At 69.5% G+C, this 12,163-nt stretch carries 9 protein-coding genes; 6 read left to right on the forward strand and 3 right to left on the reverse strand.

Annotated elements, in window-relative coordinates:
* The first annotated feature begins 20 nt into the window (after positions 1-20).
* Positions 21-3,005, forward strand: coding sequence for a serine/threonine-protein kinase (locus tag POL25_RS28505; protein ID WP_272089387.1), 2,985 nt, complete (start codon positions 21-23; stop codon positions 3,003-3,005).
* Here the strand turns inward: POL25_RS28505 and POL25_RS28510 are convergent.
* The 3 genes from POL25_RS28510 to POL25_RS28520 form a co-directional block, all read right to left on the reverse strand.
* Positions 2,945-4,153: a radical SAM protein gene (locus POL25_RS28510; RefSeq protein WP_272089388.1), complete on the reverse strand. Its 1,209-nt coding sequence runs from the start codon at positions 4,151-4,153 to the stop codon at positions 2,945-2,947. The genes POL25_RS28505 and POL25_RS28510 overlap by 61 nt on opposite strands.
* Before the next feature lie 21 nt (positions 4,154-4,174).
* Positions 4,175-4,744, reverse strand: coding sequence for a hypothetical protein (locus POL25_RS28515; protein WP_272089389.1), 570 nt, complete (start codon positions 4,742-4,744; stop codon positions 4,175-4,177).
* 2,039 nt (positions 4,745-6,783) lie between these two features.
* A complete protein-coding gene (locus POL25_RS28520) occupies positions 6,784-8,880 on the reverse strand; it encodes a hypothetical protein (RefSeq protein ID WP_272089390.1) in 2,097 nt (698 codons plus the stop codon).
* Between the two features lie 369 nt (positions 8,881-9,249).
* Here POL25_RS28520 and POL25_RS28525 point away from each other — a divergent pair, with 369 nt between their 5' ends.
* The 5 genes from POL25_RS28525 to POL25_RS28545 all read left to right on the forward strand — a co-directional run bounded on the left by POL25_RS28525 (position 9,250) and on the right by POL25_RS28545 (position 12,162).
* The gene (locus tag POL25_RS28525) at positions 9,250-9,813 is read left to right on the forward strand and encodes a hypothetical protein (protein ID WP_272089391.1); all 564 of its coding nucleotides are present in this window, start codon (positions 9,250-9,252) and stop codon (positions 9,811-9,813) included.
* Between the two features lie 18 nt (positions 9,814-9,831).
* Positions 9,832-10,278 (forward strand): hypothetical protein, encoded by a 447-nt coding sequence (locus POL25_RS28530; RefSeq protein WP_272089392.1) that lies wholly within the window; start codon positions 9,832-9,834, stop codon positions 10,276-10,278.
* On the forward strand, positions 10,275-10,691 hold the full coding sequence (locus tag POL25_RS28535) for a hypothetical protein (RefSeq protein ID WP_272089393.1): 417 nt from the start codon (positions 10,275-10,277) through the stop codon (positions 10,689-10,691). Before POL25_RS28530 ends, POL25_RS28535 begins: the two co-directional genes overlap by 4 nt.
* 89 nt (positions 10,692-10,780) lie before the next feature.
* The gene (locus POL25_RS28540) at positions 10,781-11,428 is read left to right on the forward strand and encodes a hypothetical protein (protein ID WP_272089394.1); all 648 of its coding nucleotides are present in this window, start codon (positions 10,781-10,783) and stop codon (positions 11,426-11,428) included.
* Between the two features lie 8 nt (positions 11,429-11,436).
* Positions 11,437-12,162, forward strand: coding sequence for a hypothetical protein (locus POL25_RS28545; RefSeq protein ID WP_272089395.1), 726 nt, complete (start codon positions 11,437-11,439; stop codon positions 12,160-12,162).
* Position 12,163: the final 1 nt, after the last annotated feature.

The raw sequence follows: 12,163 nt of genomic DNA on the forward strand, positions 1-12,163 counted from the left end.
CGATGGAAGAGAGTCTGCGTTTGCGAGGAATCCGCCTCGACCACGGCGCGATCGAGATCCAGATGGCCCGGAGCCAGGCCCGCGCCCGCCTCTTCGGTCGCCCGGCCGAGCCGATTCGCCTCGGCCGCTTCGTCGTGCTCCGCCGCGTCGGCAGCGGCGGTATGGGCGTGGTCTACGAGGCGTACGACCCGCAGCTCGATCGCAAGGTCGCGCTCAAGCTCCTGCGCTCCGACGTCGGGGGGAGCGCCGTGCTCACGTCCCAGTTACGTCTCGACGAGCTCAGCGCCGAGGCCCGGGCGATGGCCCGCCTGTCCCATCCCAACGTCGTGACCGTCTTCGATGTCGGCGAGGTCGACGGTCGGGTCTACATCGCGATGGAGTACGTCGCGCCACCGACGCTGCGTGGCTGGCTCGAGGCGGAGCCACGGAGCGTCGCGGCGATCGTCGCGGTGATGCTCGAGGCGGGCGCCGGCCTCGCGGCGGCTCACCGCGCCGGGCTGGTCCACCGCGACTTCAAGCCGGAGAACGTAGTCGTCCCCAGCGGTGAGCCTGTGCGGGTGATGGATTTCGGCCTCGCCCGCCGCCTCGAGCCGCTGTTCGAACGACTCGAGCGCTCCGGCATGAGCGCCCTGGCGACCCGCGAGGGGGTGCTGACGACCCAGCTCGCCGGCACCCCGCTCTACATGGCCCCCGAGCAGTTCCATCCCGGGGCGATCGACGTCCGCGCCGATCAGTGGGCGTTCTGCGCGACGCTCTTCGAGGCGCTCCACGGGCGCCCGCCCTTCAGCCTCGGCGAGCGGCTGCTCGGCTCGGCTCGGCTCCGCCTGCCGACCGAGGCGCGCAGTGGGCCGATCCCCCCGCCGCTCAACGCAGTCCTGCGGCGCGGCCTCAGCTTCGATCCGGCGCAGCGCTTCGAGTCGATGGACGCGCTCCTCGAGTGCCTGCGACCATCGCGTCGACGGAGCCGCGCGCCGCTCTTGGGGCTCGCCGCGGCCGCGGTCATCGCTGCGGTCACGGCCGGGCTCCTCGGCGCCCGGCCGCCCGTCGCCGACCCATGCCCTGCCCGTGAGGACAGGCTCCGCGCGGCCTGGAGCGAGGCCGACGCCGCCCAGCTCCACGCCCGCTTCGCCGAGTCCGGCCTCGCCTACGCCGCGACGAGCGCGGAGCGGACCGCGGCCCTCTTCGACCGTTACGGCGAGGAGTGGATCGCCGCCGAACGTTTGGTCTGCCTCCTCGGCCGCAGCGGCGCCGAAGCGCGGGTGAGCGAGCGCGGCGCCTGCCTCGACGAGCGCCTCGAGGCCCTGGCGGTCACTCGCGACGAGCTCCTCGAGGGCGCAGCGGGGGATCTGCCGCTGACGGTCGAGCGGTCGGTGTCGCTGGCTACCCGACTGCCCCCGATCCGCGGCTGCGAGCAGGCGCAGCTCGTCCCGACCACCGATCCCCTCGACCGCCAGGCGCGGCGGCGGCTGTCTCGTCACGCGAGTCGAGCGCGCGCGCGCGTCCAGGCCCGCCGCCTCGACGCCGCCGAGGCGGCGCTCGTCGAGGCACGAGCCGACGGCGGCAGCGACCACCCCGAGAGCGAGGCCGTCCTCGCGCTGCTCGAGGCTGAGCTCGCGCTCCTGCGAGCGCAGCCCGAGCGGGCGCACGAGCGCCTCGATCGAGTGATCGAGGTCGCGGGTCGGGAACGCCTGGTCGACCTCGTCGCCGAGGCGGCCGTGATGCAGGCCGAGGTCGAGGCCGGCCTGCGGGTGAACGCCAGCGTCGCTCGCGACATCCTCCGCGTCGCCCGCGTGGCCCTGGCCGTCTCCGATCCCGGGCCTCAAGCGCGGGGCCGTCTCGAGCTGGTCCAGGCCCGCGTGGAGTACGACAGCAGCCACTTCGAGGCGGGGCGGCGGGCGACCGAGGCGGCGATCGAGGCGTTCACCGAGGCCGGCGCTCGCGGCCGTCTCAAGCTCAGCGAGGGACTGCAGATGCTGGCGATCCAGACCTTCGGCGCCGGCGAGTACGAGCAGGCCCGCGCCTTCGCAGAGCAGTCCGAGGGCTTGCAGCTCGAGCTCCTCGGCGCGTCCCACCCCGACCTCGCCAAGACGGCCCTGGTCCTCGGCGCCGTCGATCTCGTCGACGGCCGCGGCGAGCGGGCCGTCGCCCAATTCCGCCGCGCCGCCGCTCTCCAGGCCGAGAGCCTGGGTAGCGAACACCCGCACGTCGCGCAGACCTTGATCAACCTCGGCAACGCCTACCTCGAGCTCGGCGAGCACGCGGCCGCCCTCGCGGAGTACGAGCGCGCCCTTGCGATCTTGCAGCCGGTGCTCGGGCGCGACGATCCCAGAGTCCTCGCTTGCCTCGCCAATATCGGCGGTAGCCACCGCGGCCTCGGCGAGGCGTCCCGGGCCGAGGCGGTCTTCCGCGAGGTCATCGTTCGCAGCCGCGGCCTCGGAGAGCCGGGTGCCGCGACTCTCTCCCTGGCGCTCGGCAACCTCGCCCGCGCGCTCCATGATCAAGGCCGCTTCGCCGAGGCCGAGGACACCTACGAAGAGGCGCTGGTCCTCCGCCGCTCGGTCTTCGGCGACGAGCACCCGAAGACCGCCGCGCTCTACGACGATCTCGGCCGGTTCTACATCGACACCGGCCGCTACCGGGACGCGACGCCGCTGATCGAGCGCGGCAAGGCGATCCGGTCCGCCAGCTTCGGCGCCCACCACGTCGAGTACGCACGCAGCGAGGTGAGCCTTGGCCTCCTCGACCTCGCCCGGGGCCGCAGCGACGAGGCGATCGATCGCATCGACCGCGCCCTCGATCGGCTCGAGCGCGACGGCCGGGCCGAAGCCCGGGGCGACGCCCGCTTGAACCTCGCACGCGCCCTCAGCCAGCGCGGCCACCCCGGGGACCTCGAGCGCGCCCGCGCTCTGATCGCCCGCTGCCGCGAGGGCCCCGCGGGCGCGCCTTACGTCGCCGAGCTCGCGGCCTGGTGCGCCTCGCTAGGCGGCAGGGCCCCTTGCGACTGAACGCGGGCGACGAGCACGCGACCGAGCGGGCTGCTGCCGATCCGCGCCACCACGTGCTCGATCAGCGGCCGCGCCACAGGGCAGGCAAAGCGGTGCGGTGCCTCGGGGGGGGCGTCGACCCGCTCGCTCGGAACCGCCTCGCCGAGATGGAGGCGGCTGCAAGCCTGACTGAAAGGACAGCTCTCGCAGGCGCCCATACGCTCGCTGCGGGCGGCGAGGGTGCGGGCGTAAGCCGGAGCGGCAAAGCTGGCGACCGCACCAGGCTCGAAGAAATTGCCGATCCGTCCGGCGGGCGTGTAGCTGTCGCCGTAGGTATAGGTCTCGCCGTCGGTGTCGACCACCAGCGCCCACTCGCCGCGGCTCGGATCGTAGGCGAGGCCGGGCTCGCCGCGAAGGTACCTGAGCGCCGTCCACACGTACTGGTCGATCGGCTCGACCGTGATCCTCCGCGGAGACGCCATCACCCGCTCTGCGAGCCGCAGCATCGCCTCGCGGACCTGGTCTTGGCGCAAGCCGAGGCCGTGGCAGCGACCCGCGCCCGCGTCGAAATCGAGGATCGGCAGGAGGCGGAAGTCGACGCCCTGCGCGTACCAGAAGTCGAAGATCGCGTCGACACGCGCGAGGTTGCCGCGGTGGAGGACGCTGATCCCGCCGAAGGGCACCCCCGCCGCGCGCAGACGCTCGAAGTTGCGGAGCACCGCCTCGTGGCGCTCGCGGCCGGTGATGTCGACCCGGGCGCCGCCGACGACGTCGTGAGAGACGCCGACACCGACGCGGGTCTCGCGGAGCATCGCCAGGCTCGCCTCCGACAGGCGGACAAGGTTGGTCTGGAGCTCGACCCGGGTGCGCAGCGGCTCTCCGGCGAAGATCTCGTCGCGGAGCTCGAGGAGCTCGCGGACCAGCGCCGGCGGCAGGAGCAGCGGCTCGCCGCCGTGAAGCACGAGGTGGAGGACCCGGGGCTGCGCCGGCAGCGTCCGCGCGTAGTCGCGGATGTTGAGGAAGAGCTGGCGAAGCTGCGCCGGCTCCATCCGCGCGGGATCTCCGAGCTGGTCGTACTCAAAGCAGTACTCGCAGCGCAGGTTGCAGAGCTTGGACAGCTTGATCACCACGTGGAGATGGTGCGTGGATGGGGCACGGCGCGCGTTCATCCGTCTACTCCTGGACCGCCGCTAGCACTCCACCCACACACCGGGCTGCGGCTGGCACATCGACCAGACGCTCACCTCGCCGTTGCCGGACAACCCCTCGCCCCAGATGGAGCCGATCAGGCCGCCTGCCCCGATCTCGGCGATGATTCCGTCCGGGAACACGTAGAAGCCCTGCGGCGCCGGGAGCACCTCGCCCTCGCCGGAGACGAGGATGGTGATCTGGCGGTCGCGGAGGATGGTCGCGTCGTAGGCGCTGGAGAGCTCGAAGAGAGAGACGAACTTCTCGACTCCCTCGGGCAGCTTGACCTCGTGCTTCTTGAGGAAGTGGATGACCTCCTTCTCGTAGCCGGAATGGATCGTGGTCTTGCACTCGTTCGGCTCGCCGGCGTGGGCGGTGCTGACGATCGCCGAGCCGAGCGAGCTCAAGAGATGATCGGCGACACCCGGCATCGAAGCGATGCAGAGGGCCGAGGCCGCGATGAACAGCACCTTGGGCCCCTGGGAGGGGCCATTCGTGGCGGTGCGAAGCGTCAGCGCGCTCGACTTCGGGTCAGAGGGATTGTTGAATCGGTAGGTCTCGTTGTTGTGCATGGCTTCGTCCGCGCCGAGGTCGGCTCGGCGCTCCGGTCGGGTAGTCCGGCAAAGGCCCGCCGTGATCACGGCCTCGACATTTTTTTCTGCGCGCGGATGGGACCTGTCGCCGACCGCTCCCGACGCACACGGACACCCGACCGCGGCCGCCTCGCGGTGGCGCTGCTCGGGGTCGGCAAATTCGACCGCGGGCGCCCGCCCTTGCACAGCGCCCGAACAAGAGCACGCAGCGCAGGTTCATGACGGCGGACAAACAGAGCGCCGCCGTCCTGCTCGTGGCGGCGCGTCCCCGCGAGCGTTCGCGCGGCGACGACCCACCGCGAGGCCGATGTCCTGGTGCTCGACGAGCCGACCGCCGCGCTCGATATCGACGCCGAGGCTGAGCTGTTCGCGCGCGTGCGCGAGCTCGCCGCCGCCGCACGGTCCTCCTGATCTCGCACCGCTTCGCCAACGTGCGCATCGCCGATCGAATCGTCGTGCTTGCGGCCAGTGGCGTCGTCGAGCAGGGCGATCACACCCGCCTGATGGCCGCCGACGGCGTCTACGCGGCGATGTTCTGCAAGCAGGCCCGCGGCTACGCGCCGGGCTGACGCTGCGTCGTCGGGCGGCATCGCGCGACGCGACGTGCATGTCCGCAGGCATAGAGGCGGGGCTCGCCGCATGCGTGACGGGCCGCGGGGGTAGGCTGGGGCTGTGCATCGCGCATACGCCACGTTTCGCCTGGCGGATGGCACCCAACGCTCGCTCGCTCCCGGCGAGCTGATCGGGAGGCTGTGGAGCGCCGGGCTGCAGATCGACGATCCGCGGGTGTCCGAGGGACACGCGATGCTAAGCCTGCGCGGCGGCGACTTGTGGCTTGGCGCTGCGACGGCGGCTCGCAGTCGGCGAGCGCAGCGTCGCCGAGGTGTGGCTCGAGCCGGGGCTGTGCATTGCCCTGGCGCAGGGGCTGGAGATCATGGTCGAGGCGGTCGAGCTGCCGGCGGAGGCGCTAGCCCCAGGGTTGCCACCACCGTGTTGCTCGGAATGTGCTCGCTGCAGGTACGCCCGCAGGTGCAGCTGTTCGCCCGTCACGAGCCCGACGCCCGTGCCGGATCTGGGACACCTGCGACGGCTGGCGCAGGGCCCAGGCATGCACCCTCGATGAGGTGGCCCCGAAGTAGTCGCGGACGGCGGCCTCCGCGAATAGACGCTTCCGACAGATCCGTGATCGTCGATCGTCGCGGTCTCCACGAACTGCTGTTGCGGCGTCGGATCGACCCCGCGCGGGCCAGCCGAGGTCTATCCGCTGAGGGGGAGCGGAGCGAACGGGGCGACCGACCGCCCCCCACCGTCCTTGGGCGGGTCGCTCCCCTCCGAGAGATCTTCCGGGGCCTCCTTCGGGAAGCAGACCCCGCCGTAAGGCTCATTTTTGTACTTACAGTATTCACCCTTGAGACATTCCTCGTCCTTGAAGCACCCCGGAATTGGACCGAACCTCGCGCTCTCCTCGTCTCCGGGATCCGCCTGGACACCCACCGCTTGCTCGCTCTCAAATTCTTCGGACTCGCAGCCGGCACCGACGAACCCCAAGAAGCACCCCAGCACCACCAGTTTTCTTGAAAAGCTATTCATTCTTTCATTGGCCCCAAAACATCCTATCAGATCTTTCTAAGAACAGCTCGCGTGTAAGGTGTGCCGGATCTGCGGTTCGTCGGCGCGCTCTTTTCGGCGTACCCTCCAGCGGCAGCGGCGGCGCGGGAGCAAAGGAGCGCCGTTGACGGACACCGCGGACATGGATGCTGGACTTCGGGATCTGTTGTTGGCGCCGACGTGGAGAGCATCGTCCCCGGGCGTTCGCTGAGGCCGCTCACTCGGGCCGACCTACCGCCGCTCCTCGGAGTCATCGCACTAGGGTGGCGTCTGCGGGGCTGCTGAAGTCTCGGCCGATGCCCATTCTCCGCGAGCACCTCGCCGCGCGCCCAGCCCTAGGCGAGTCCGGCCACCGCGCCGCTCTCGGCCCGGCGACGTGACGAGCCCGACATGGTCGCACGGCTGGGCACTCAGCGCCACGAACCAGGAGGGCCCCGCGCGCCCAGCGAGCCGAGGACCCAGGGGCCGGACGGCGTCGCCGGTGCCAAGCACAAGTCGAAGTTGCCGTGGGCCCAGTCGTGCTCGCTGCGGTCGTCGCCGTCATGCCCCGCGCCTGCCGGGATCTGGAACCAGTCCAGGCTCGGGCGAGTGGGCCAGAACCATCGCGGCCCCGTGAGGAAGCCGGCGGCCTCAAGGTTGGCAGGCGGCTCGCCGCCCCGGAACTGCACCCGGAGTCGCCGCCGGTCCTCCGCCTCGGCGAAGTCGGTCGACTCGTGCAACTCGAGCAGAGACACCATGACCGGCTCGCGCAAGTCGAGAGCTCCGGTCAGCCCGATCGCTGGGGCAGCGCCGACACTCGCATCCACCTCACCTGGCCCGTCTGCGGGAGGACGATCGCCCTCGTCACGGACGACCGGGGCGCTGGCCGCCCCCGCGGTGACGTCGACTCGCTCAGGTTCAGCGGGCCTTCCGATCCGCTCCTCGCGCGCCCGCTCTGCGGCAGGTTCGAGCGGCTGAGAAACACTTTGAGGGTGAAGATGGACGAGCTCGCGGAGAACAGTCCCCAGCCGCTTGCGAACCGCGATGACTTGGGCACGGTCGCTAGCGGGCGCGGCCTCCCAGGCCCTCAGGATGGCGGCCAGCGCCAACAGGGGAGCCAGCGGCGACGAAGCCAGCTGGGCGACGGTTGCGGCATCACCTTCAGACAGGGAAGCGGCGTTCTCTGCGGCCACCGCAGTCAAGGCTTCCGCCGAGGCCTTGTGATGAGCAGCGCTTACCTGCTCGAGTGTCCCCAAGGCCTCGACAACACCCGCGTCCTGATCTTGGTGCGGACTGCCGGCGGACGTCCCGCCTACCCATGGCGAGCTCGGCGTCTTCGAGTGTGCCGGTGGCGTCGCCTCGGCGTTTTCCGCCAAAACCTCGCCGGTGGCCGACGCGGGGAAGCGGAACGGGATCGGCGTCTCCTCGAGCAGCCGGCGATGGAGCGCGGTCGACGGATCGTTCAGGCCGACGAGGTGGATGTGCCAAATCCGTTCCCCTTCATCTCGGGTGACGAGGCAAGTCCCCGCCGCGCGCAGCAAGTTGAGCGTGTCCGCCAGCGCCTCGAGCGTGATCTCGAACGACGGGTCGTGTCGCTGGACCGCGCCGCGGAGCACGCCCGTCAGCCCGACGAGGTCGTCGGAGCCCTTGAGGCTGCACTGAAACAGAGCGCGCAGTAGCCGGGGGAGGTACTTCTTACCCTTGAGCCTCCTGGGCCTGCATGGCTCCTGGACGCGCCGGGTGCCCTGCTCGAACCGCCGGCGCACCGGCTCGGAGCGCAGCGCCATCGCCCGGTGCTCGAGGCCCTTGAAGCAGCGCCAGACCACGTCCGGGATCGAGGGTCCGCCCATCACGTCAGTCGGCAGGCCGTGGACGATCCGCAGGTAGCGAGCCCGCGTGGCCGCCGAGACGCGCACGTGGTCGGGCACGGGTGACGGCTTCGAGCCGCTCGAGGCCGTCCTGACCCGCTGGAAGCTGCGCATGCGATCGACGAGCACTTCGCGGAGATCGAGCGGCGCCTTGATATCGAGGACGACCCGGCGCTGGCCCTCGACAAGAACGACCGCGACCTGCCGGCCGAGCGACACTAACAGGATCGTGTTGGACTCCTGCTCCGCCACGCCGACAAGGAAGCGTCCGTGCGTTGGCTTGAAGTACCGGCGCTGGTCGTCACCGAGACGAACCACGGGCGGCGGCAACTGGTGCGGATCGACGCTGTCACGGATCCGCGCCCAGGTCGCCTTCACATCCGCGAGCTCGCCGACCACCAGCGGCGTGACGAACTGACCGGCTTCTCCGACGTACGAGGCGTGCCAGTGCACCTCGTCGGACGGCGCCCCGCAGAAATGCACTTCTCCTCCTGAAGGCCAGGCGAACCTGAAGCGCTGCACCTGGGTTTCCAGATGGTTCACAGAGGCAGCCGTCTCGTCGACCAAGATCGATAGCCGCTCGCCCGCAGAGTACGCCTCGTACTCCGCGAACGCCTGGTCGATCGCCCAGTCGTCAGACCCCCCTTCCGCTGCCCTCACGTCCCCTCGCACTGTCACGATAGCATGGCGTCAAGGCGTGGGCTGCTCGGGTGCCTCATGAGGTAGGAACCCAACGAAGATTTGCGAACTTGTTTGCTTGTACGAGGGGACAGACGGTGCCTGTCCCGATGCTCTCCCGACCCTCCGGGCGCTGCAGCACTCGTTATTTGCGGGATATTAGCGGCCCCTTAGGGGACCAGCTTCCCGCCGCATGCGTGCCAACATCGGGACAACATCGGGACAATTCGCGGCCAGCAGTCTCCAGCAATGCTCGTACTTGAACATTCGATTGCTCAAAATTTCTGGTTGCACGCGGTTCGATCATCGGCTTGATTGGGTTCCCAGCGGAGGGTGAGGTCGATGCGGCGCATGGTCGTCAGCACAGCGGGTGGTGATATCGTCACGGAGAAGGATGTCGCCGAGGCACAGCTCGTCGGGGCGCTGGTCGACTGCTACCGCGTGTTGCCCGACGCCGCCGTCTACCTCGACGGCCAGCTCGTGCCGGAGGAGGCTCGCCGGGCGGCACTTGCGGCTCTGTCTGAAGGGACAGCGCCTGCGGCGGACCGGATCGCTGCGCCGCCGCTCGAGCCGGACAAGTTGAAGGACTACGGCGAAGTTCTCGCGCAGCTCTTCGACGACCTGCGCAAGGGCTACGTCCAGTCGATGAACGACCTGCACGACGTCTTCCGCCGCTACCGCGAGATGTGCCTCGACAACGAGCGGCGGTTCGCGGACGAGGTGGCGCAGCAACGCGCGCTCACACACAAGAGCCTCGCCGACGTCGACCTGCTCCGGCGCAGCGTCACGACCACCCAGCTCCTGAACGGCTTCGCGTCCGAGATGCGACCGCAGGCGCTCCACCAGGGCGGTCCGACGCTCACCGACTACGTCGCGGGGCTCGTGAGAGCCGTCGCCGGCGACAAGAAAAAATAGGGAGGAGAGGGAAGGAAGATGGCTCAAAAGACATCATGGTCCGCAGGACAGGTGCTCGCCCAGGCCGAGGGCTCGATCGGCACGACGCTGAGGGTCGCAGTCGCCAACTATTACAAGGGACAGGACCTCGGGACCGCGCAGGCGCTCCGGATGGTCGAGACCGACACCGAGGCCGCCGAGCTGGTCACGGCGATCCGCCAGGGTCGCGTCCATGAGGTCCTGATGGTGGCCGCGAGCGCCGCCCTGGGCGCGATCGCCGGAGCCCTGTCGCAGAAGGCTGTCAGCAACGCGACCGTGGGCGGCGTGCCGCCTGTGACCGCTCTCGGCGCCCTGCCGACGGTCGCCGGCCTGGCTGCGCCGATCAGCCTGTCCGGTCGCTCCATGCTCGCGGCGGGCGGCCTGTCATACATCACCGGCGCGGTGATCTACAGCATGCTGGCTCCGACGACGGAGGTCGCGCCATGAAGGGCTCGGTCCTCGCCCGGTTACGCCGCGTCTCGACCAGCCCCGAAGGCCGCGCCCTTGTACATGCCGTCGATGACGCTGGCCTCGAGTACAAGATCGAGGTCCCGCTCGAGGCTGTCCGTGGGGTCAGCCCCGACCAGGGCCACGTCCTCGTGCTCTCGTGGTCGATCGAGCCGAGCACGCGAGCCGCCGAGCCAGCTGCGGCATCGATTCCGGCCGAACCCTCCTCGACCGCGACGACGCGCGTTTCCACCACGAGCGAGGTGGATCGGGCGTTCATGGCGTTGATGGGCCGTCCCCGCGGCTCGACATCCGCCGCCGAGTCCGATCCCGCCACATCTACCTCCGTCTCGACCGCTACGAATAGCACCTCCCAGGGGCTCGCCGAACTGCTCGGCCTGAAACACATTTGACCTGACCTGGACCTCCAGACATTTAGCACCGCTCCTTCGCCCATTCGGGTGAGAGCCGAGAACACTCGTTTCAAAAATCAGGAGACACGATGGACACGGATACGCAAGAGAAGATGGAATTCCTCGGCCGCGAGATCGCCCAGAACCTCGCACGCATGGGCAACCCGGCCGTGTTGCCGGCCGGGCAGACCGAGCCGCCGGCCTGCGGCCTCGGCGTGCCGACGAGCGGCTGCGACAATCTGCTGTATGCCCCGATCACGGTGGCTCGATTCCGCCGTGGTGGCCGCACGAACATCGACCAGGCTGTCGAGGGCAAAATCCCGCTCGCGCCCGGCTCGTCCGTCATGCTGTCGCAGGCAGCCTATCCGCCCTGGGCCACGGGCTGCTACATGCTGCGGTACCGACTCGCCAACAACGGCAACAACCACGACGAGATCAAGATCGAGTGGTTCGTCGATTCCGAGCCGCTCGACGCGATCCAATACGGCAGCGAAATCTACAACACGGACAACACCGTGATCGGCCATGGCAAGCTCCCGATTCCCCTCGCCCTCGGCGAGCACTGCTGCATCGGCGGCAACAACCGCCTGCGGGTCCGGATCTCGCACACGGGCAACGCCAACCAGATCGAGAACATCCGCCTCCACGTCGAGCACGCCAACGCGGTCAAGTGCTGCAGCGCGTGCGCGTCCGGCCACGATTGTCAGAGCGGTTGTAAAAACTCCGCTGCGAAGTAGGAGCTGCCGTGCACAAGATCAAGCTCATCATCCGCGGCGGCTTCGACGGCCAGACTCCCGTCACCCAGGCACCGATCTTTCGTTTGGTCGAGGGCTGGAGCGAGGCGGAGCTGGAATCTCCGGCGGGCATTCTGCCTGCTGGCCTCTGGGGGCAGGTCCCCGCCGGGGACCCCTACCTTCTCCACGCCTGCCTGCTGACCGTGAACCCGCTCGACCCGCAGACCATGATCGAGGTACGGACCGGTGCGCCGACGCATACCCGGGCGCAGTACACTCCGAGCGCCGACAACCTACGGCTCACGCTCGTTCGTCCCAGCGACGAAATCCGTGTGGTCACCTCACCCCAAGGGATCGTGAAGCTCGAGCTGCTGGTCGAGAGTATCGGTGGCGTCAACGAGCTCGGTTCCCGTCTCTACGAATGGTCGGACGCGGCGAATAAGGCGCGCGACACCGGCGTCCGCGTGGTCCGCTTCGCCGCGAACGGCGCCATCCCGGGATGGCTCGGCACGCTCCACGTCATCTACGACAGCGTCAACGCCGGCAACATCACCCTTCCCCCGCGAGTGATCGTGCCGCTCGACGCGGTTCTCACGGTGACGCGCAAGGGGCCCGGCATCCCCACGCTCCTCGCCGCCGCCGGCGACTCGTTCGCCGGTGGCGTGATCGGTCAGGCCATCCAACGCAGCGGGTTCATCATGAACAACGGCGAGCAGTGGACCTGGGTCGCCGATTGAT

Source organism: Nannocystis bainbridge, from assembly GCF_028368995.1.
Taxonomy (GTDB): domain Bacteria; phylum Myxococcota_A; class Polyangia; order Nannocystales; family Nannocystaceae; genus Nannocystis; species Nannocystis bainbridge.

Coding starts and splice junctions, on each gene's coding strand:
- POL25_RS28540 (WP_272089394.1), top strand. CDS start 10,781: ATGGACACGGATACGCAAGAGAAGATGGAATTCCTCGGCCGCGAGATC.
- POL25_RS28525 (WP_272089391.1), top strand. CDS start 9,250: ATGGTCGTCAGCACAGCGGGTGGTGATATCGTCACGGAGAAGGATGTC.
- POL25_RS28515 (WP_272089389.1), bottom strand. CDS start 4,744: ATGCACAACAACGAGACCTACCGATTCAACAATCCCTCTGACCCGAAG.
- POL25_RS28530 (WP_272089392.1), top strand. CDS start 9,832: ATGGCTCAAAAGACATCATGGTCCGCAGGACAGGTGCTCGCCCAGGCC.
- POL25_RS28535 (WP_272089393.1), top strand. CDS start 10,275: ATGAAGGGCTCGGTCCTCGCCCGGTTACGCCGCGTCTCGACCAGCCCC.
- POL25_RS28510 (WP_272089388.1), bottom strand. CDS start 4,153: ATGAACGCGCGCCGTGCCCCATCCACGCACCATCTCCACGTGGTGATC.